A 19045-nucleotide genomic window follows, 5' to 3' on the forward strand; every position below is an offset into this window, starting at 1 on the left:
CCGTGCGCCCGCCCCCTCAGCCGCCCGCCGTGGCGCGGCACAGCAGCGCGGCCGCGGAGGGCCGGGATCCGGCCCGGGTCGTGAAGGCGATGCCCGCCGCGTACTCGGTGGGCAGGCACTGGCCCTTGTAGGCGCCGTAGGCGAACTCCCCGCCCGGCGCGCCCGGCGGCCGGTTGTCTCCCCGGTCGAACCAGACCGTGCGGCCCGCCCCCGCCAGCGCGGCGCGGCCGGGTGCGCACAGGGCCGCGGAGACCCGCTCGCCGCGCACGCTGTACCCGATCAGGAACTGGCCCGCCGGGCACTGGAACTTGGTGTAGCCGCTCGCCCAGTCGCCGCCAGCGGGCACGTACCGTTCGTCGCTCACCACGCTCTGGGCGCCCGCCGGAGCCCGCAGGTCCGAGCCGACGCACAGGCCCCGGCCACCGGTGTGGCTCAGCCCGGCCAGCCCGGAGCCATCGGGGCAGACCGCCTTGCGGGCCCCGCCGTCCCAGTCGCCGCCGGCCCGGGTGAGCAGCGAGGCGACCTGGTCGCGGTGGTCGGTGGTGAGCATCGACCAGCGGGTGACGGGGGCGACCGGGCCGCTGCGCCCGGCGGAGGCGGCGAGGCCGGACCAGGGCGCCGTGCGCCAGTCCCCCGGGTCCAGGACGCCCGAGCGGCGGCCCGTCGCGTCGTAGCGGAGCAGGGCCCAGCTGTCGCCGCCCGGCGCTCCCTGGGCGGTGGTGCTCCAGCCGACCAGCGGCCAGTACGCGAAGTCGGCGTCGGAGGTGGCCAGGTACGAGGTCATGCGCGTGAACCAGGTGCGCGGCGCGGCGCCGCCCTCGTCGGCTCCGATGCCGAACTCGCTGACCCACACCGGGGCGGTGAAGTGGTTGCCGGTCTCCGCGGAGACGTAGAAGGCCTGGTCGTACAGGGCCTGTTCGAGTTCGGCGGCCGTCATGTCCTGGTAGCGCGGGTCATGGGTCTCGCCGAGGCCGGTCGCGCCGCTGTGGTGGGGGCCGGTGTACCCGTAGAAGTGGGCGGAGTAGACCAGCTTGCCGGAGACGACGAGCGTGTGGGACAGCGTCCGTACGGGGCTCAGCGCGGGGCGGCCGTGCGGCAGGCCGTCCAGCGGGATGCCGGTCCAGTTGATGCCCTCGATGACGATGAGCAGGTCCGGGTTGGCCTCGGCGAGGATCCGGTCGGCGGCCTCCTCGGCGGCCGCGTACCAGTCGTGGCCGTCCCCCAGGCCCCAGTTGGGGTCGTCGAGGGTGTCGCGGCGCACCTCGTTGTAGAGGTCGGCGCCGACCACGCGCGGGTTGTCGCGGTAGTGGCGGGCGAGGAACACCCAGTCGTCGGCCCACTGGGCGGTGGTGCGGCCGCTGTTCCAGCGCTCGTTGCCGTCCAGGCCGCAGCACCAACGGGTGGTGTTGGTGTGGTTGTTGAGGATGACCGCGAACCCGTCGGCGGTCAGCGCCGCCACGACCGCGTCGTACACCTGGAACGGGGTCTTGCCACGCAGCGCCGGATTGGCGGCGACCGCGGCGTCCGGGACGGGGGCGGTGGTGCGGAGCATCTCGCCGGAGAAGGGCAGCCGGATGCTGTTGAGGCCCAGCCGGTGGAAGTCGGCGAGCAGGGCGGGGAGCGGGGTGCGGTCCAGGCCGAGCGGGATCCCGTGGGAATCCTGGCCGGCGTGGTGGGTGGCGGGGTCGGCCGCGTCTCCGGAGCCGTTCCAGGAGCCCTGGGCGCCGTCCCAGTTCCCGGAGCGCAGCCGGAACCGGTCGCCCTTCGCGTCCACGATGTAGCGGCCGCGGGTGGACAGCGGCGGGGTCCAGTCGGCCGCGGCGTCCTGCGCGGAGGCTCCCGCCGCCGCGTCCCGCGGCCCTTGCGGTACGGCGGCCCGCGCGGGTCCGGCCGGTACGGCGAGGGCCGCCAACAGTGCGCACAGCAGCAGCGCGCACAGCAGCGGCGCGCATCGCAGGAGGGCGTGGCGGGCCACGCGTAGGGGGCTCTGCATCTGGCACCTGCCGGGTCCGGTCGTGTGTCCGTCGTCGGCCCGTCGTCGGACCGCCGCATGTCCGACGTGAAGGGACGCGGTCAAGTTACCGGCCGGTCGCACACAGTGGAAGGGCGAGCGGGGGTGCGGGTGGGAAGGCGTGGGGCGGCACGGGGAAGCACGGGGGCGGTCGTACGGCGGGAACCCACCCTGGCGAAAGCGCCACGCCGTGGGCCCGGCCCCTCTACGGTGCCTCCAGGGGGCTCCTCTCGGTCGGCGGAAGGCGGGGGCGGATGGACAGGGAAGAAGACATGCGGCTGGCGAGGATCACCCCGGAGATCTCGCGCCGCACCATCACCCTGCTGCGGGAGCTGGCCGGGCTGGAGCCGCCGGAGCGGGTGCCGGAGGACGCGATGGTCCTGGCGGACGCGATCCTCGCCGAGCACGGCACGGACGGGCTCCGGGTCCTGGTCATGACCCTGTCGGCGTGGGCGACCGCCCAGATAGAGAACGTCGCGGAGCTGAGCCAGCGCAGTTACGAGGCGGTGCTCGACGCGATGGAGCTGGCCTGCATGGAGGCCAACGGCGACGAATAACACCGGTACGGGACCGGTATGACACCGGTTCGCGACGGGGTACGGCCATCCGGCCGCCGTTCGGCGACACTGGTGGAGCGGGGGGTCCCGAACGGAGGCCGTCGTGAGCAACCCTTCCCCCATCCGGCTCGCTGCAGCCCTGTCCACCGAACACCGTGGACGGCTGATGAGTCACGCCCGTGAGGTCAATTTCCCCGAGGGTACGCGGATCTTCGACGAAGGAAACCGCGCCGAAACCTTCTGGATCGTCCGCTCCGGCACCGTCACCCTGGAGATCCCGGTCCCCGGCCGCCGCCCCGCCCCGGTGGAGAACCTCGGTCCCGGTGAGCTGGTGGGCTGGTCATGGCTGTTCCCGCCGTACGTCTGGCAGCTCGGCGCCGAGGCGATGACCCCGGTCCGCGCGTACGAGTTCGACGGCATGACCGTGCGGATGCTCATGGACGCCGATCCCGCTTTCGGCTCGGCCGTGGGGCAGTGGGTGGGCCGGGTTCTGGCTCACCGGCTGCACCAGACCCGCACCCGCCTGCTCGACCTGTACGCCCCCCACTAGGGCGTTTGCGGGTCGTACCGGCCCCCGCACCGGCCGGGTACCGGCCGCGCGCGGGTCCGTGGTGGCCCGATGTCGACGGACCGATCTTCGGCCGTTTCGTATACACGTTCCATACCGCTCTTCCTCCAGGTCACAGGAGCCCGGACCGGCACAACCTGCAATCATGCGGTCGCTTTCGGTGACGCGAAATGGGGGTGGGCGTACGCGGTCATGCCCTGGGTGGGCAACACTCGTGTCCGTTATCCGAAACAACCACCCAAGGGAGTGTTCGAAATGCGGTCCATCGCAAGGGGTATGGGTCTCGCTTCAGCGGCCATGGCGCTCACCGCGCTCACCGCACTGGCCGGGTCGGGGGCGGCCGACGCCGCCCCGTCCGGCGCCGAGAGCCTCTACGCGCCGTCCGCGCTGGTGCTCGGGGTCACGGCGGGCGACGACGCCCGCCACGGGACGGTCCTGCGCGCCGTGACGCTCGTCTGCGCGCCCCGGCCGAGCGGGACGCACCCGGACCCGGCCGCCGCGTGTACGGAGTTACTCGCGGCAGCGGGCCGGCCCGACATGATCACGGAAGGCGGTGCCGCAGCGGTCTGTACCAGGGAGTACGACCCGGTGACGGTGACGGCCGACGGGGTCTGGCAGGGCAAGCGGTTCACCTACGACCACACCTTCGCCAACCGGTGCGCGATGCGGGCCGGCAGCGGCGCCGTCTTCGCCTTCTGACCTGCCGACTCCCGTGAGCCGTCAGCCCAGTTCGAGGCTGGTCACCCCGTAGAGACCGGGGAGATCGACCTCGGGCGCCGGGCCCGTGTACATCCGGGCGGCCTCGAAGGTGGGGACCAGGCCGAGTCCGGACATCAGGGCGAGGGCGGCGGGATTGGCGTCGGGGACGTCCACCGCCACCGGTCCCGCTCCCCCGTCCGGGGCCCCGGACACCGTCGCCGCCAGCCGCCGGATCAGGGCGGCGGCGACGGCCGGGGTGGAGGCGTAGAGCGGACCGATCCGCGAGGCCGCGCTGCACGGCCGGATCACCCCGAGGCCCTCGATCCGCCCGTCACGGACGGCGGCGAGCGCACTGCGGCCGGGGAAGCCGGTCCAGGCGGCGAGGAAGGAGTCGCGCGGTTCGGGGAAGAACCGGCGGTCGTAGGCGGCGAGTTCGGCGAAGGGCAGGGAGCGGGCGTCGATCACCTCGACGCCGGAGCCGTCACTCCCAGCGGCGCCGCCGCTCCCGTCCGCCGCGGGGACGCCCTCGTGACGGACGTTGTTCCAGGCGGAACGGAACCCGGACTTGCGGTAGTTGTCCTGCTGGGCGACGACCCCGTCGAGGCCGACGAGGCGCCCGTCGAGCCGGTGCATCGCGGCGTTCCAGAGCTGGATCCCGTACCCCTGCCCGCGCACGGCGGGGCGGGCGATGTAGAACCCGATGAACCCGAACCCGGCGCCGTAGCGGACGGCGGAGACGCAGGCCACGGGCTCGCCGCCGAGCCGGCCCACGAGGAAGCCGCCGGGGTCGGCCACGGCGAAGGCCAGCGGGTCGGACGCGCCGGGGTTCCACCCCTCGTCGTCGGCCCAGGCCCGGAACAGTTCCATGTCCGCGGCGCTCGCGCCGGCGATCTCGAATGCCGTCATGCGCGGTGTTGTACCAGAAGAACGGTGCGTGGCGGTACGGCGCCCGGCGCGTCCCGGGCGGGGCCCGACGGGCCGTCAGTGGCCGCCGCGGGGCTGCCAGCAGCCGCCTTCCATGTACGAGCCGTGGGTGTCGATCCGCACCGGAGCCTTCAGCTGGCCGCCGACGCAGGGACCGGACTCGTGGACCCGCAGTTCGAACCAGAGCCCGCTGCCCTCGGCCGAGGCCCCCTTGATGACCTCCGGTCCCACCGTGTAGCCGAGACCTTCCAGCGCGGTCCGCAGCTCGGCCGCGGTGCGCGGCGCGGTCTTCCCCTCACCGGTCAGGGCCGCCTTGATGCGCTCCGCGTGGGCCTCGCCACGGCACTGCTCGATGGGGGTGTCCGGCAGCTCCTGCTTGAACGCGTTGTTCTCGGCGTACTTGTTCGCCTCCGGGTCCGTCCCGGTGGCGCCCGGCGCCTTGGGAAGGCTGGTGGCCCGGCCCGCGCACCGGGCCGCGATCTCCGGAAACTGCCGGTCGTGCCGCACGACGGCCTCGCGGGCCCGGGCGGCGTAGTCCACGGACGGGGAGGCGGCCGGGGAGAAAGCCGGGGAGCCCGACGGACCCGGGGCGGCGTCGCCCGTGGTCGACATGGTGCCGCAGGCGGTCAGCGCGAGCAGACCGGAGGCGAACAGGACGGCGGCGGGGGTGCGGCGGGATATCAAGGCGTCTCCATGCTCCCTGACGGACGGTCCCCGGCGGGCGGGGCGGCAGCGATCAGTATCCACACCCCACCCCGCGGGCACCTGAGTACGGGTACTCAGCCGGGGCCGGTGTCAGTGGGCCCGGCTATAACGGACGTGAAGACCGGGCCCGTCCGTCCCTGGAGACCGCCATGACCACAGCCATGACCACTGCCGCGACCCCCGTGCACTGGAAGCTCGTCGTCGACTGCGCCGATCCGCTGCGCCTGGCGCATTTCTGGTCCGCCGCGCTGGGCTACGAGCGCGAGGACCATGCCGAGCTGATCGAGCGGCTGATCGGCTTCGGCGCGGTCACGGACGACGACTGGAAGGTGGTGGAGGGCCGCAAGGTCTGGCGGTCGGCCGCGGCCGTACGCCACCCCGGGGACCCGGTCGATCCGCAGACCGGGGTCGGGCTCGGGCGGCGGGTGCTGTTCAACGCCGTACCGGAGCCCAAGCAGGGCAAGAACCGGCTGCACATCGATCTGCACTTCGGCCCGGAGCGGCGGGTGGCCGAGAGCGAGCGGCTGACCGCGCTGGGGGCCACGGTGATCCGGGCCGTGGAGGAACACGGCGGTGCGCATGTGGTGATGGCGGACCCCGAGGGCAACGAGTTCTGCGTGCAGTGACCCGGCGGTCGGCCCCGGTTGTCCGGCGCGCCGGTTAATGCTTCGCCGCGGCAGCGGGGTGCTGCGTAGGGTCGCAGCCATGGGGAAGCCACTTGTCGTCGTGTTCAGCGGGGCCGGAATGTCCACGGATTCCGGGATTCCGGACTACCGGGGGCCGCAGGGTCTGTGGCGCCGGGATCCCGGCGCCGAGAAGTTGGTGACGTACGAGTACTACATGGAGGATCCGGAGATCCGGCGCCGGTCCTGGCTGATGCGGGCCGAGATCGCGGCGCTCGGCGCCCGGCCCAACGCGGCGCACCTGGCCGTCGCCGCCCTGGAGCGCGGCGGGACCCCGGTCCGGGTCGTCACCCAGAACGTCGACGGGCTGCACCAGCTCGCCGGAATGCCCGACCGCAAGGTCTTCGAGCTGCACGGCACCGCCCGGGCCGTCGTCTGCACCCGGTGTCACGTCCGCTCCCCGATGGCGGAGACCCTGGAGCGGGTCGCGGCGGGCGAGCCCGATCCCCCGTGCCTGATCTGCGGCGGGATCCTCAAGGCGGGCACCGTGATGTTCGGCGAGCGGCTCGACCCCGAGGTGCTGGCCCAGGCCATGGCCGTGGCCAAGGGCTGCCAGATCTTCATCGCGGTGGGGAGCACGCTCCAGGTGCAGCCCGCCGCCTCGCTGGCCGGGATCGCGGCCGAGCACGGGGCCCGGCTGATCATCGTGAACGCCGAGGAGACCCCGTACGACGCGCTCGCCGACGAACTGATCCGCGAGCCGATCGGGAGCGCGCTGCCCGCGCTCCTCGACCGGCTCCAGGACGTCCAGGTGTAGGGGGTGCCCGGTGGATCAGGGCCGGGGCGGGTCAGCCGCCCGCGTGGGCCTTCTTCACCGCGGCCAGGTCGATCTTCTTCATCGTGTACACGGCGGCGCTGGCCCGGGCGGCCTTCTCCGGGTCGGGGTCGCTGATCAGGTCGATCACCTCGGCCGGGACGACCTGCCAGGACAGCCCGAAGCGGTCCTTGAGCCAGCCGCACTGCGACTCCTCGCCGCCGTCGGCGGTCAGCGCCGCCCAGTAGTGGTCCACCTCGGCCTGGTCCTCGCAGTGGATCTGGAAGGAGACGGCCTCGCTGAAGGTGAACATGGGGCCGCCGTTGAGCCCGATGAACTTCTGCCCGTTGATCTCGAACTCGACGACCATCACGGACCCGGGTTCGCCGGGACCGGCATCGTTGTAGTGGCCGACGCGGCCCCGCTTGCCGTCCTTGAAGACGGACAGGTAGAAGTCGGCGGCCGCTTCCGCGTTGTCGTCGAACCACAGGCACGTGGTGAAACCGTTGCCGATCATGACTGCCTCCTGCGGGTGGTGTGAGCTGTTGTCCCACCCATACAGACCGGTCCCGGGCCCGATTCTCATCGGTGGGCCCGGGACCAGTCCGTGAAGCACCCGTACGGGCTACATCTGCGGCTACATCTCCAGCATGCGGTCGACGACGCGCTCGGCGGCGCGGCCGTCGTCGAGGTCGCAGAACTCGGCGCGGAAGGCGGCGCGCCGCTCGGCGTACTCGGCGCCCACCGCGTCCGCGTCGCGCACCGCGGCGATCAGGCTCGCCGAGTCGTGCAGCAGCGGGCCCGGCCCCTTGGCCTCAAGGTCGAGGGTGAGGCCGCGCAGCGTGTCGCGGTAGTGGTCGAGGTCGTAGGTGAACAGCAGGATCGGGCGGTCGGTGAGCGCGAAGTCGCACATCGCGGACGAGTAGTCCGAGACGAGTACGTCGGCCACGAGCAGCAGGTCGGTGGCGTCGGCCCAGCGGGACACGTCCATGACGAAGCCGTCGCGGACCGCGTCGCGGACCTGCTCGGTCACCCGGTAGTGGCCGCGGACCAGCAGCACGTGGTCCTCGCCCAGCTCGCGCCGGGCCTCGTCCAGGTCGATGCGCAGGTCGAGCTTGTAGCCGCCGCTCCAGCCCTCGTTGTTCTCGCGCCAGGTCGGCATGTACAGCACGACCTTCTTGCCCTCGGGCAGGCCGAGGCGGCGGCGGATGCCGGCGATCCGGTCGGCGTCGGGGCGGACCAGCGCGTCGGTGCGCGGGCTGCCGACCTCCATGACCTCGCCCTTGAAGGCGAGGGCGCGCTTGAGGATCGGCGTGGCGAAACTGCTCGGCGAGGCGAGCAGGGACCACTGGGCGCTGTCGTGCTCCAGCGCTTCGAGCACCTCGGGGGACGAGTAGTAGTCGTGGATGAAGTCGTGGCCGATCTGCTTGAGCGGCGTGCCGTGCCAGGTCTGTACGACGACCTGGCCCTCGCGGCGGAAGAACGGCGCGGGGACGCTGTCGTTCACGACGTAGTAGCGGGCGCGGGCCAGTACGTCCCACGCCTCCAGGCTGCGGTACTGCACGGCGCGGGCGGTCGGCGGGACCTCGGCGCGGCCGTCGTTGACCAGCCAGATGTGCTCCAGGTCCGCGCCGCGGCGCAGCAGCTCCTCGTGGATGGCGCGCGGCGAGTCGCCGGCGCCGTTCCCCTGGAAGGTGTCGTAGACGATGACGTCCTTGAGCGGGGCACGGCGCTGCGCCGGGTAGGTGACGTCACGGGCGATGCGCTGTGCGTAGCGGGAGCGGTCGTGCGGGGTCAGCAGCGGGTCGGTGACCAGCGCCATGCGGTCGAAGAAGCGTGCTTCCACGCGCATCCGGCGGCCGTCCACGGTCACGGCCGCGGGGCCGGTGCCGAGGGCGGGGGCGATCAGCTGGACCGGGGCGCCCCGGTCGACTCCGAGCAGGCTCGCGGTGGCGCCGCCCTGGCTGACCGGGCGCAGCGTCGGCCACCAGCGGCCGTGCGGCAGCGTGGTCTTCCCGGCGAAGTGCTCCGGCAGGACCGGGGTGAAGACCGCTTCGAAGCGGCCGTCGCCGGTGGTGACGGGGTAGCTGTACTCCTCGCCGTGCCAGTTGTGCAGGACCAGCTCGTACGGCTCGTCGGCGCTGTCGGCGGGCGGGAGGAACGTACCGCGCAGGGTCAGCGTGCCGTCCTCGGCGGTGACCGTCTCCACCAGCGGGGGCGACGGCTGGAGGGAGAAGCAGAGCTGCCCGGTGGCGGTGCGCTTGACGAACACGGCGCGGCCGGTGCCGTCTCCGGGGACGGGCAGGACCAGGCCGGTGAACCCGCCGCGCTCGTCGTGCGCGAGGTCGACGGCGGTGCCGTCGGCGCGGGTCACGGTCAGGTTCCACGGCTCGGGGAGCCATTCGCCGGGGGCGGGCACCGCGTCCGGCACGGCGGCCAGGTCGGCGATCGGCACGCGCACGGTGAAGGCGCTGCGGCCGCCGTGGGCGTCGGCGGTGGTCTCCAGCGGCAGCGTCAGGACGGTGCCGGAGTTCTGGTGCTCGGCGCGCAGCGCGGCTCCGGCGCCGAAGTCCGCGGCGAGTTCGCCGCTGATCTCGAAGGCGGTGTCGTCGGCGGCGGGGCGGACGTCCAGGACCCGGGCCCGGACGACCTCGACCGTGACGGTGAGCGCACCGGAGACGGTGGGCACGATCCGGACGTCGGGCGCCACCCAGTGGGCGGGCGGGGTCAGGCCGCTGTCGTGGTCGCCGCCCTTGAGCCGGGCGCGGTGCAGACCGCCGGCGCCGGTGACGGCGACCGAGGTGGTCCAGGTGCCGTCGCGCCACTTGCCGCCCTGCTGGAAGACGGAGGGGTCGACGACGGCGGTGAAACCGGCCCAGTCGGCGTGGCGCAGCGCGAGGTGCGCGGCGTTCACGGTGGCCATGGGCGCGGCGACGGTGCGGGTGTTGACGACCGTACGGCGGCGCTTGCCCTTCTCCCGGAAGATCAGCATCTTGCGGGAGCCCAGGCGGCTCTCGGCGCCGAGGTGGCCGGGCAGGGCGTAGCCGCGCAGCAGCAGCTTGCCGCCGCTCCAGGCCGCCTGTTCGAGCCTGCTGACGACGCGTCGTTCGCGGGGGCCGAGGGTGAGCACCTTGGCGGGGACGGGCGGGCGGCCCTGGAGGAAGGGGTAGTCGGCCTGCGGCCGGGCGAGCCCCTTGACGGGGACGCTGTAGGAGAAGTCGCCCTGGTGCTTGAGGAGGGCGATGAAGTCCTCGACGCGGCCTTCGCGGGCGAGGTAGGCCTTGAGCCGGTCGGCGACGGTGAGGTCGCTCCAGGGCTCGCTGCCGATCTCGCGGACCAGGGCGCCGACGTCGCGGACGAACGCGTCGCGGAAGTCCTGGCCGCCCTCGGGTACGTACTTGTAGATGAGCGGGAGTTCCTCGCTCAGCACGTTGTGGTCGTAGTCGCGCAGGTAACGGGCGTACTTGGCGCCGGTCTTGGCCTTGAGGGCGTCGCGGACCAGGCGGACGGAGGTGACGCGGTCGACGAGCGAGACCGGGTCGGTGGAGCGCTGGGTGATGGAGCGCTCGCCGGTCTCGCGGACGCGCCAGTGATAGACGACGTCGCTGAGGACGTCGACGCTGGCGGCGAAGTAGTGCGCGGGGATGCTGACGGGGGCGTCCTCGTAGAGGATGCCTTCCGGGTACTGGAAGCCGTGCTCGTCCCAGAAGGTGCGCCGGTAGACCTTGTTCCAGGCGGTCCGGTCGGTGACGAGCGGGGCGAACTTGGAGATGTGCGTCTTCAGCCGGGTCTTGGCGAAGGGCGCCTTGTGTCCCCACGACTGGTTCATGCCGACGGAGCGGAAGCGCAGGACGTTGCCGCCGACGAAGTCCGAACCGGTCTCGTCGAGGGTGTCCACCATCAGCTGGTACGCGTTGGCCGGCAGGGTGTCGTCACTGTCGACGAAGGCGAGGTACTCGGTGCCCTCGGACAGGTACCGGGCACCGGCGTTGCGGGCCGCGCCGAGTCCGGCGTTCTCCTGCAGGACCAGCCGGAAGCGGCTGTCACGGGCGGCGAAGGCCTTGGCTATGACGGCACTCGTGTCCGTGGAGCCGTCGTCGACCATGACGACTTCGAAGTCGCCGAATGTCTGCGCGGCGAGAGACTCCAGGCACTCGTCGAGGTAGAGCTCGACGTTGTAGACAGGGACGACGATGCTCAGGCGCGGGGGCATGGGTGACGAATTCTCCAGCGGGTTTATCAGTCAATGATCAGCTAATTACAGCATCTTACTCTGTAACGGGCTTATAAACTCCACCCAATCCGGACAAAGCTCCGCAGGTGGTGGGGGCGAACGGCAAAGAATTCGACCGTTCGCCGCCCCACCGTAGGCGCTCGTACCGTCAGACTTCGAGTTCTGACTCGATCCGCTTCAGCTGGTGCCGGGCCATCGCGAGGTTGGACCGGTCCTTGTCCAGCGCGAGGTAGAGGAAGAGGCCCTGGGAGTTGCGGCCGCGCAGCAGCCGGATGAGGTGGTACTGCGAGCCGAGGGTGATCAGGATGTCCTCGATCTCGTCCTTGATCCCGAGCAGCTCCATGGTACGGACCTTGGCGCGCACCACGTCGGTGTTGCCCGCGGCGGCGACCGCGAGGTCCAGTTCCTTGCTGCCGCCGATGGTGCCGAGGGCCATGCCGCTGCCGTAGTCGACCAGGGCGGCGCCGAGGGCTCCGTCGATGGTGCTGGTCTCCTTGAGGGCGGTCTCCACGTTGGCCATGGGGGTTCCTTTCCGGTGTTCCTGCTGGTGATGGGGCGATGGATGGTGCGGTGGTGCCGGGGTGGTGCTGCGGGTGGTGCTCGGGGTCAGGGGGTCAGCGGGGTCTCTCGGGGGCGGGGGCGTCCGGGCCGCGCCGGCCGAGGACGCCGTCGATCAGCTCGGCGATCCGCAGGCTGGAGCGGCGGGCCTCCAGGTGGAGCCGGCCCACGTTGGCGCGCGGCTCCGCGATCAGGGTCAGGACCGCCGCGTCTCCGGCGGCGTAGGTGGCGACGTACCCGTGCTCGCCCCGGACGAGCAGCTCCCGGAAGTCGCCCTGTCCGGTGCTGTCGCTGAGCCGTTGGGCCACCCCGAGGGCGGCGGCGGTCAGCGCCGCCACGGCTTCTGCCTCGGTGGCGGCCGTGTCCTGGGCGAGCACCAGACCGTCGGCGCTGGCGGCGAGGGCCCCGGTGAGCTGGGGGACCCGGGCCCGCAGCCGCCGCAGCTCGGCGAGGATCTCGGCTTGGGCCTCGGCGGGCACCATCGACAGTCTCCTTTCGGTTTGCCGCCCCCGTCCCTCGCCGCGCCGGTCGGCGCGCGGTCGCAGCGGGAGCCTCACAGTGCCTCCAGTGCGTCGCGTAACCGGCGGAGCAGGGCCACGTCGGGGGTCTGGGCCTGGGTCATCCAGTCCGGCAGCGGCTCGGGGGCGGGCGCGGGCGCCGGTGCGTGCGGGGTCTCGACCAGTCCGGCCGCGGCCAGCCGCCGTACGTCGAGCAGGGTGTGGAAGGCCGGCCGGCCCAGCACCCAGGCCAGCGCGGCGGGGGTGCGGACCCCGTCCGTCTGCCGCAGCAGGAACCGCTGGCGGCTGGTGACCGTCTGGCCGGGCGCGGCCGCCCGGGGCACCACCGGCGAGGTGTCGAGCAGCGGGTACGGCCACACGGCGTCCAGCAGCTCGCGCCGCCGCCGGGTCTCGCGCTCGACGGCCGCGGCCGCCACGGAGCGCACGGAGCCGATCCAGTGGGTGGCCCCGCGCCGGAAGCGCGAGGGGCCGCTGCCCGGGGAGAGCGCGAAGAAGGCGGCGTCGAAGATCGCGGCGAGGTGGCAGATCTCCAGTTCGCCCCCGGCGAGCCCGCCGCTGTCGACGAGGAACCGGGCGACCTGACGGCGGGCGCCGGCCCGGTCCACGGCCTCCCGCCAGCGTTCGGGGGCGAGTCCGCCGCCGGTGGTGAGCAGGACGTCGAGTCCCGGGGTGGCCGGGCTCTCGGCGTGCACGATCCGCCCGTCCTCAAGGAAGAGGGTGCCGCGGTCGCGCAGCAGGGCTCCGGTGGCCCGCTCGGCGGCGAGCCGGGTGAGCAGCGGGGAGACGGCGGCGTGGGCGGGGGTGCTGTCGGTGGGCGGCGCGGTGGTCATCTGAGCACCAGCCCTTCCGCCAGGTCCCTGAGTCTGAGCCGGGCGAGGGCGAGGTTGCCGTGGGACCGGTCCAGCCAGAGGTGCAGGAAGACGCTGCTGTCGAAGCTCGTCTCGACGAAGCGCAGGACGTGGTAGCCCGTGCGGGTGGTGACGATCAGGTCCTCGATGGGGGGACCGGCCCCGTCAGCGGGGTCGGGGGGTCCGCCGGCATCCTCGGCGGCGGGTGCGAAGGACTCGTACTCGGCGGCGGCCCGGGCCAGCTCGGCCGTCTCGGCGGCGGTCGTCTCGTGGTCCCCCACGGGTGATTCCCCCGCGGTGCCGAGGGCCAGTCCACTGCTCCAGTCCACCAGCGCGGCCCCGCGCGCACCGGGCAGGGTCATGGCTTCGAGCAGGCATTCGTCGATCCCGGGCACGCGGGTTCCCCTCCCGGCCGGTCGTGCGTGGTGCACGGTCGTGCGGCGCGACAGAGAGGAACTTACTGAAGTTCCACACTGCGGAAGGGTGTTCTGGCATTTTCGCCTGGAACATGCGCCTGATGCTTACGCACGGGTGGCCGGATGCCGATCAAGACCGGTCATCCCCTGCTCATCGGCGGTCAGGAGGCCAGCGGCAGGGGCATGCCGTCGGCCAGCCGGAAGGCCCCGCCCTCGCGGCGGACGTACCCCTCGTGGGTGAGGGTGCGCAGCAAGTGGTAGACGGTCGGGAGGGGGATCCCGGTGATCCGCGCCAGCCGTTTGGCCGTGGCGCCGTCCTCCGCGTACATGGCCTCCACCAGGCGCAGCGCCCGCTGGACGGAGCCGATGAGGGTGGGTGCGCTGTGTGGTGCGTTGTGCGGTGCGCTGTCCTGCTGAGTCTGCTCGGTGCCCATGAGTAGTCCCCCTGCTCCGGTAGGCGGCCTGGCAAACCCATCAAAGTCGCTCACCGACCGCAAAACCAGCTGACTCGCGTAAACCTGAGCATAAGATCAACTAAGGCCGGAATCCGCCCCTCCGGGCGTCGGCGGTCAGGCGTGGACCCAGCCGTCGAACCGCCAGGGCGTGGTGACCGTCAGCGCGTGCGGGGTGCCGGAGACCGTGATGCAGGCATCGCGCGGGGTGCCCGCCTCGAAGCAGATGTGCAGGGAGCCGTCGCGCTTGACCTCGGCGTCCGAGACGCGGCACAGGCCCAGTTCGCCGAGCACGGCCATCTTGTGCGCGGGGAGCGTGGCGCCCGGGGAGCGGACGATCCGTTCGTCGCCCGCCGGGTCGTGGCCTACCCGGATCCAGCCGAAGTCCGGCTGTTCCAGCCGCCACGAGGCGTCGATGGTGATGCGGCCCTCCACGTCCTCCTCGTCGTCGTGGAAGACGAGGTACGGCCAGGCCTGGCGTTCGCCGACCTCGTAGACGACGGTGCCGACGAGATCGGCCGCGTCGAAGGCGAGAGCGCCCGGCCCGGCGCCCGCGGGCCCCGGACGGTTCACGCACCCGGTGTCGAGGCACTCGGGGAGCGGGTCGATCACCGGACCGGGGACCGGGGCGTGCCCGGTGAGCCGGCCCCACAGCGCGGGCACGGCATGGCGCTGCACCAGGTCCACCACGTCCTCGGCGACGGCGGAGGCGCTGCGCTCGTCGGTGATCGTCCACCAGTGGTCGTGCGGGTGGCCGAGCAGCTGCCCGATCCGGGCGTGCCAGCCGACGGGGCCGACGTGGTTGGCCGACAGCCGGGTGCCCAGCGCGGGGCGCAGCCGCCGCAGGTCCTCGTGCTCCTGGTAGCCGACGGCGCGGAGGTTGACGGTGAAACGGCAGCGGTCCGGGGTGGAGGCGGCGCTGCGCTGGAAGCCGATCAGCGCGTGGTCGGGGGCGGCGACTGCGAGCCGGTACTCCCGGCCGGTGCCGGTGAAGCCCGCTTCGCGCAGTGCCGGGGCTATGCGCTCGCGGAGCATCTGATGGAACAAGTCGGTCGCGTTCACTCCCGCAGTCTCCCAAGCCGGACCCTCCGGGGGCAAAGCGGTGCGTCACGACCGCGCTCACCCGGTGCGGCGCCGCCCCGCGAGGGACGCGCCCGCGCTCGCGGCGGTGCCGAGCGCGATCATGACGACGTAGCCGAGGACCTCGTACCCGGCGGGGATGAGGTGGCGCAGGAAGCCGAGGAAGCGGATCCAGCCGTACCACTCGTGGAGCAGGCCGCTCGCGCCGCCGACGATGAGGACGAAGCCGACGAGGCCGAGCGTGTCGCCGAGCGGGGAACGGGTGGTGGAGGTCGTCATCCTCCGACGGTAGGAGGCGGGGGCGGACCCCCGCGTCGGGCTTCCGGCGCCGCGTTCCGCGACTTTCGGGGACTGCGGGGGCCCGCGCGCGGCGACTTTCGTATCGGTCCGGGCGGGGGCCGGAGCGTCCGAACGCCGGGCGGGGGCGCTGTCGGTGGCGTCCGCTACCGTCCGGTCATGGGTAACTCAGGGGGATCTTTGGCGATCCGGTCCACGGCGCGGCTGGCGGACCTGATGGACGCGGCCGGTTTCACGGACGTCGGCGAGGCGACACCGCCCGCCGCCGGCTGGCAGTTCGCGGAGTTCGGCGACGCGGCGGGCCGCTCGCTCGCACACCTGGTCACGGCGACGGGGGCGGCCGCGATCGTGGTCAACTACCTCGACAGCGATGTCGGGTTCGTCCAGGGCGCCGCGCCGGACGGGAGCGGCTGGCGCGGTCTGCTGGACCGCGAGACGGCCGCGGGGTACGACATACCGGTGGACCGCTATCCCGTCGCCCCGGCGCTGAGCGGGGCGCTCGCCTGGTCCGCGGCGGCGGGCCTGACCCCGGACGAGCCCCTCGTGCGCCGCGCCCTGACCGAGTCGGCCGTCTTCGCCGAGCAGCTCACCGCGCTGCTCTTCGCCGGCCTGGGCATACCGGGGACCGCGGAGGACGAACTGCACGCGCCGTAGGCCACGGCCCGGGCACCGGCTGGGAGGCCGCTTGGGTCCAGGCCCTCCCCACCGGAGCGGTTCCCGTGTCACGCTGCCCGGATGGAGCGGATCATCGAGGAGATACGCGAGGACCTGGCCCGGCGGATCGCCGTGGCGGCGGACCGGCTGGCCGAGCGGACCCTGGCCGAGGATCCCGCGTACGCCGCTCCGCTCGGCCGGGCCGAGCTGCGCGAGCGCGCCCACCGGCAGCTGCGGCAGACCGTCGAGGGGGTGGTCCGCAGCTCCCGCGGGCTGCCGGTGGACCTGACGGAGGCGCGTTCCGTGGGCGTGCTGCGGGCCGAACAGGGGCTGCCGCTCTCCTCGTTGCTCCGCAGCCACCGGCAGGCGGGGCGGCTGCTGTGGCAGACCCTCACCGAGGCGGTGACCGCGCACGACCGGGCCGCGCTCCCCCGGCTGCTGCCCGGTGCGAGCGTGCTGTGGGACGTGCTGGACCAGCAGACCGACGCCACCGCCGAGGCGTACCGGCAGGCGGAGACCGCGCGCGGCGGCCGCGACCGGGAGCGGCGGGCGGCCCTGCTCGACTCCCTCCTCGACGGCGGCGCTCCCGAGGCGGCGGCCGCCGCGGCCGCCCAGCTGGGGCTGCCCGGGCAGGGGCGGTTCGCGGTGCTCGTGCTGCGGGCCGGCGCGGACCCGGTGGAGCGTCCGCCGCTCGCCGCGGCCGGACCGCGCGTGCTGTGGCGGATCCGGGCGGACGGGGAGAGCGCCCTGGTGGAGCTGGGCCACCATCCGCTGGAGGCGGTGCGGGAGTTACTGGCCCCGCTGGGGGTACGGGCCGGGGTGAGCCCGGTGGTGGCGGCGCCCGCCGAGTTCGCGCGGGCCCGGCGCCTCGCGGTCCTCGCGCTGCGCACGACGACCGGCCCGGGCAGCCCGCGCACGGCCCTGCTGGACGAGCGGCTCCCGGCGGCGCTGGTCGCGGGCCAGGGGGAACTCGCGGGGCGGCTGCGCCAGGTGGTGCTGGGCCCGGTGCTGGCGCTGGCCCCGGAGGACGGCCGGGTGCTGCTGACCACGCTGGGCACCTGGCTGGCCTGCCAGGGTTCGACGACGTACGCGGCGCAGCGGCTGTACTGCCACCGCAACACGGTCTCCAACCGGCTGCGCCGGCTGGAGCAGCTGACCGGCCGGTCGCTGACGGACCCGGCGCACGTCGTGGAGCTGGCGCTGGCGCACGCGGCGGTGGTCCAGCGGGCGGCCGACGGGCAGGGCGCATCCGCGCCAAAGTCCCCGCCGCGCACGCCGCGCCGGTCCGGCCCGGCCGGGTGATCAGCCGGGTGGTGCCGCCCCGTCACCAGGCCCTGCCGGGGACGCGATCCGGTCAGGCTCGTGCGACCGGGTCCCGCGGGCGTCCGTGTTTCGGTCAGGCTCGGTGACGCACCGCACCGACCCCCACACCGGGAGACTCCATGTCCCAGGGCTTCCTTCCCCCCACGTTCGACGAACCGACCTCCGAGCTGCTGCGCGAGCTGGAGCGGCCGGGGGGTGACGGCCGCCGGATGTTCCAGCTGCGGATCACCCCGGACGGCCGGCGGATCACGTTCGAGAAGGAGATCCGGGCGCGGTACTTCGGTCCGACCAGTCCGCGCGAGGACGACCACCGGTATGTGGTGTTCAAGGACCTCTATAGCGGCCGGCTCACACTGCTGCACTGGACGCATTTCGGGGCGCGGTCCCCCCAGCCGTACGGGGAGACGACCGACTTCTTCGTCACGCTCGCGGGCCACGACACGGACGTGAGCCGGGTCGACGAACTCGCGGCGGACCTCACCGGCGCCACCGCCCGCACCGCCGGGCTGAAGGCGGCCCACGAGTTCTATGCGGCGGAGCGCGAGCAGGCGCGCTCGCGGCAGCTCCAGTACGAGCTGGACATGCTGCTCAGCGATGTCGCGATGCAGGCGAAGCACTACGGCGCGCAGGGTCTGGACGGCCCGGCCCTGGACGAGCTGCGCGCCCACCCCTTCTACCGGCTGGCCCGGGAGCACTGCCTGCTGATCGCGGGGGGCGACCGCGACTACAGCGCGCTCACCCATGACACCCGGCGCCGCGATCTGCTCAAGGGCAAGCGGCCGGTGGTGCGCGCGGAGTACGGCGATCTGGTCGAGACCCAGCCGACGGAGCTGACCGCGGCGGCGCCGGACCGCCGGCACACCCGCTACGCGAACCTGTTCTGGGAGAAGCACGAGAGCGAGGAGTTCTTCGTGCTCCGCCGGTGCCCCGCGGACCACGAGTTCAGCCGTGGCGGGGTGCCCCGCCCGGCCGAGGACGGCGACAACTTCGCCACGCTCGCGCTCTCCGAGGACCAGGACATCTCCGGGGTCAGGGTGCTGGCGGACGACGGCGGGCGGCTGCCGTCGGCCGACGAGAGCGTGCCGCCCGCGCAGGGGCTCTCGGAGCCCTGGCCGGTGTACGGCGGATACCCCGGTTACGGGGAGCAGCACGGAGGGTACGGGACGTACGAGGACTTCGAGGCGTTCGGGGGCGGCGAGTCCTACGAGGGCTCCGGCTCGTTCGCCGATGTCATGACCCGGCGCACCGCGATGGATCCGGCCGACGGGTCGTGCCGTACGCAGCGGTCCTACCGCGGCCGGGAGAAGGTCAACGCCCGCTGCCGGGTCACGATGGACCTGACGGACCGGGACGCCGGGGAGTGGACGGTGAAGGTGGCCGTGTGCGCGGACACCTTCAGCTGGGACGTCCTCTTCTGGGACTGGCGCGACCACCGGTACGTCGCCACCGCCGAGGTGCGCACCGAGGCCGGGTACCGCGCCCGGTACGCCACGGGCGCCGCCGCCCACACGGTGCGCCGCACCCACGGCCGGTGTGCGACGGGGGGCTACGCGGGCGAGCTGTCCTTCACCCTGCCCGTGGACTCGGGGCGGTACGTGGTCGAGTGGACCTACGACGTGCCGTGCGACAGCCCGGACAAGAACGACGGCTTCCCCTTCGGTTTCTCGCCGAACTTCTCCCCCGACCGCCATCTCACCGCCCGGGGCGCGGTGGTCGTGGACACGGCCGCCGGGTAGCAGCCCGTGGGACCGGGGACTGGAGCCG

19 protein-coding genes and 1 pseudogene are annotated in these 19045 nt (G+C 73.2%); 8 read left to right on the forward strand and 12 right to left on the reverse strand.

Annotation, left to right across the window (positions count from 1 at the left end; all coding sequences use genetic code 11):
- Nucleotides 1-16 precede the first annotated feature (16 nt).
- Nucleotides 17-1993, reverse strand: a complete 1977-nt coding sequence (locus OHS33_RS02180) for a glycoside hydrolase family 5 protein (protein ID WP_330328661.1) — start codon at nucleotides 1991-1993, stop codon at nucleotides 17-19.
- 272 nt (nucleotides 1994-2265) lie between these two features.
- Here OHS33_RS02180 and OHS33_RS02185 point away from each other — a divergent pair, with 272 nt between their 5' ends.
- From OHS33_RS02185 to OHS33_RS02195, 3 genes are all read left to right on the forward strand, one after another.
- Nucleotides 2266-2568 (forward strand): hypothetical protein, encoded by a 303-nt coding sequence (locus tag OHS33_RS02185; RefSeq protein ID WP_330328662.1) that lies wholly within the window; start codon nucleotides 2266-2268, stop codon nucleotides 2566-2568.
- Nucleotides 2569-2671: 103 nt separating this feature from the next.
- The gene (locus OHS33_RS02190) at nucleotides 2672-3118 is read left to right on the forward strand and encodes a Crp/Fnr family transcriptional regulator (RefSeq protein WP_330328663.1); all 447 of its coding nucleotides are present in this window, start codon (nucleotides 2672-2674) and stop codon (nucleotides 3116-3118) included.
- A 294-nt stretch (nucleotides 3119-3412) separates the two neighbouring features.
- Nucleotides 3413-3835 carry an SSI family serine proteinase inhibitor gene (locus OHS33_RS02195; protein ID WP_443065186.1) on the forward strand — a complete coding sequence of 141 codons (423 nt, stop codon included), beginning with the start codon at nucleotides 3413-3415 and terminating at the stop codon, nucleotides 3833-3835.
- Between the two features lie 21 nt (nucleotides 3836-3856).
- On the opposite strand, the gene OHS33_RS02200 is transcribed toward OHS33_RS02195, so the two are convergent.
- Both OHS33_RS02200 and OHS33_RS02205 read right to left on the reverse strand, forming a co-directional pair.
- The gene (locus OHS33_RS02200) at nucleotides 3857-4741 is read right to left on the reverse strand and encodes a GNAT family N-acetyltransferase (protein ID WP_330328665.1); all 885 of its coding nucleotides are present in this window, start codon (nucleotides 4739-4741) and stop codon (nucleotides 3857-3859) included.
- Nucleotides 4742-4816: 75 nt separating this feature from the next.
- The gene (locus tag OHS33_RS02205) at nucleotides 4817-5443 is read right to left on the reverse strand and encodes a hypothetical protein (protein ID WP_330328666.1); all 627 of its coding nucleotides are present in this window, start codon (nucleotides 5441-5443) and stop codon (nucleotides 4817-4819) included.
- A 170-nt stretch (nucleotides 5444-5613) separates the two neighbouring features.
- Here OHS33_RS02205 and OHS33_RS02210 point away from each other — a divergent pair, with 170 nt between their 5' ends.
- Complete coding sequence (locus OHS33_RS02210; protein WP_330328667.1) at nucleotides 5614-6090, forward strand: VOC family protein; 477 nt, start codon at nucleotides 5614-5616, stop codon at nucleotides 6088-6090.
- A 79-nt stretch (nucleotides 6091-6169) separates the two neighbouring features.
- Nucleotides 6170-6904, forward strand: coding sequence for an SIR2 family NAD-dependent protein deacylase (locus OHS33_RS02215; RefSeq protein ID WP_330328668.1), 735 nt, complete (start codon nucleotides 6170-6172; stop codon nucleotides 6902-6904).
- A gap of 31 nt (nucleotides 6905-6935) precedes the next feature.
- Here the strand turns inward: OHS33_RS02215 and OHS33_RS02220 are convergent, their stop codons facing one another.
- The 9 genes and pseudogenes from OHS33_RS02220 to OHS33_RS02260 all read right to left on the reverse strand — a co-directional run bounded on the left by OHS33_RS02220 (nucleotide 6936) and on the right by OHS33_RS02260 (nucleotide 15286).
- Nucleotides 6936-7418, reverse strand: a complete 483-nt coding sequence (locus OHS33_RS02220; protein ID WP_330328669.1) for a VOC family protein — start codon at nucleotides 7416-7418, stop codon at nucleotides 6936-6938.
- A 120-nt stretch (nucleotides 7419-7538) separates the two neighbouring features.
- Entirely contained in the window at nucleotides 7539-11114 is a 3576-nt protein-coding gene (locus tag OHS33_RS02225) for a bifunctional glycosyltransferase/CDP-glycerol:glycerophosphate glycerophosphotransferase (protein WP_330328670.1), read from the reverse strand.
- A 169-nt stretch (nucleotides 11115-11283) separates the two neighbouring features.
- Nucleotides 11284-11655 (reverse strand): hypothetical protein, encoded by a 372-nt coding sequence (locus OHS33_RS02230; protein ID WP_330328671.1) that lies wholly within the window; start codon nucleotides 11653-11655, stop codon nucleotides 11284-11286.
- A gap of 94 nt (nucleotides 11656-11749) precedes the next feature.
- Nucleotides 11750-12175, reverse strand: a complete 426-nt coding sequence (locus tag OHS33_RS02235; protein WP_330328672.1) for a roadblock/LC7 domain-containing protein — start codon at nucleotides 12173-12175, stop codon at nucleotides 11750-11752.
- 71 nt (nucleotides 12176-12246) lie between these two features.
- A complete protein-coding gene (locus OHS33_RS02240) occupies nucleotides 12247-13041 on the reverse strand; it encodes a transcriptional regulator (RefSeq protein WP_330328673.1) in 795 nt (264 codons plus the stop codon).
- Nucleotides 13038-13454, reverse strand: coding sequence for a hypothetical protein (locus OHS33_RS02245; RefSeq protein WP_330328674.1), 417 nt, complete (start codon nucleotides 13452-13454; stop codon nucleotides 13038-13040). The genes OHS33_RS02240 and OHS33_RS02245 overlap by 4 nt, the downstream gene beginning before the upstream one ends.
- Before the next feature lie 209 nt (nucleotides 13455-13663).
- Nucleotides 13664-13909, reverse strand: a pseudogene (locus OHS33_RS02250) (helix-turn-helix domain-containing protein); the annotation flags it as partial.
- 135 nt (nucleotides 13910-14044) lie between these two features.
- Nucleotides 14045-14989, reverse strand: coding sequence for a DUF4304 domain-containing protein (locus OHS33_RS02255; protein WP_330328675.1), 945 nt, complete (start codon nucleotides 14987-14989; stop codon nucleotides 14045-14047).
- Between the two features lie 57 nt (nucleotides 14990-15046).
- Nucleotides 15047-15286: a hypothetical protein gene (locus tag OHS33_RS02260; protein WP_330328676.1), complete on the reverse strand. Its 240-nt coding sequence runs from the start codon at nucleotides 15284-15286 to the stop codon at nucleotides 15047-15049.
- Nucleotides 15287-15463: 177 nt separating this feature from the next.
- Here OHS33_RS02260 and OHS33_RS02265 point away from each other — a divergent pair, with 177 nt between their 5' ends.
- From OHS33_RS02265 to OHS33_RS02275, 3 genes are all read left to right on the forward strand, one after another.
- On the forward strand, nucleotides 15464-15958 hold the full coding sequence (locus OHS33_RS02265; RefSeq protein ID WP_330328677.1) for a hypothetical protein: 495 nt from the start codon (nucleotides 15464-15466) through the stop codon (nucleotides 15956-15958).
- Nucleotides 15959-16039: 81 nt separating this feature from the next.
- The gene (locus OHS33_RS02270) at nucleotides 16040-17260 is read left to right on the forward strand and encodes a PucR family transcriptional regulator (RefSeq protein WP_330328678.1); all 1221 of its coding nucleotides are present in this window, start codon (nucleotides 16040-16042) and stop codon (nucleotides 17258-17260) included.
- A 140-nt stretch (nucleotides 17261-17400) separates the two neighbouring features.
- A complete protein-coding gene (locus OHS33_RS02275; protein ID WP_330328679.1) occupies nucleotides 17401-19017 on the forward strand; it encodes a hypothetical protein in 1617 nt (538 codons plus the stop codon).
- The last annotated feature ends 28 nt before the right edge of the window (nucleotides 19018-19045 follow it).

It is taken from the genome of Streptomyces sp. NBC_00536 (genome assembly GCF_036346295.1).
Classification (GTDB): Bacteria; Actinomycetota; Actinomycetes; order Streptomycetales; family Streptomycetaceae; genus Streptomyces.

Coding starts and splice junctions, on each gene's coding strand:
- OHS33_RS02180 (WP_330328661.1), bottom strand. CDS start 1,993: ATGCAGAGCCCCCTACGCGTGGCCCGCCACGCCCTCCTGCGATGCGCG.
- OHS33_RS02185 (WP_330328662.1), top strand. CDS start 2,266: ATGGACAGGGAAGAAGACATGCGGCTGGCGAGGATCACCCCGGAGATC.
- OHS33_RS02195 (WP_443065186.1), top strand. CDS start 3,413: ATGGGTCTCGCTTCAGCGGCCATGGCGCTCACCGCGCTCACCGCACTG.
- OHS33_RS02200 (WP_330328665.1), bottom strand. CDS start 4,741: ATGACGGCATTCGAGATCGCCGGCGCGAGCGCCGCGGACATGGAACTG.
- OHS33_RS02210 (WP_330328667.1), top strand. CDS start 5,614: ATGACCACAGCCATGACCACTGCCGCGACCCCCGTGCACTGGAAGCTC.
- OHS33_RS02215 (WP_330328668.1), top strand. CDS start 6,170: ATGGGGAAGCCACTTGTCGTCGTGTTCAGCGGGGCCGGAATGTCCACG.
- OHS33_RS02220 (WP_330328669.1), bottom strand. CDS start 7,418: ATGATCGGCAACGGTTTCACCACGTGCCTGTGGTTCGACGACAACGCG.
- OHS33_RS02225 (WP_330328670.1), bottom strand. CDS start 11,114: ATGCCCCCGCGCCTGAGCATCGTCGTCCCTGTCTACAACGTCGAGCTC.
- OHS33_RS02230 (WP_330328671.1), bottom strand. CDS start 11,655: ATGGCCAACGTGGAGACCGCCCTCAAGGAGACCAGCACCATCGACGGA.
- OHS33_RS02235 (WP_330328672.1), bottom strand. CDS start 12,175: ATGGTGCCCGCCGAGGCCCAAGCCGAGATCCTCGCCGAGCTGCGGCGG.
- OHS33_RS02240 (WP_330328673.1), bottom strand. CDS start 13,041: ATGACCACCGCGCCGCCCACCGACAGCACCCCCGCCCACGCCGCCGTC.
- OHS33_RS02260 (WP_330328676.1), bottom strand. CDS start 15,286: ATGACGACCTCCACCACCCGTTCCCCGCTCGGCGACACGCTCGGCCTC.
- OHS33_RS02265 (WP_330328677.1), top strand. CDS start 15,464: ATGGGTAACTCAGGGGGATCTTTGGCGATCCGGTCCACGGCGCGGCTG.
- OHS33_RS02270 (WP_330328678.1), top strand. CDS start 16,040: ATGGAGCGGATCATCGAGGAGATACGCGAGGACCTGGCCCGGCGGATC.
- OHS33_RS02275 (WP_330328679.1), top strand. CDS start 17,401: ATGTCCCAGGGCTTCCTTCCCCCCACGTTCGACGAACCGACCTCCGAG.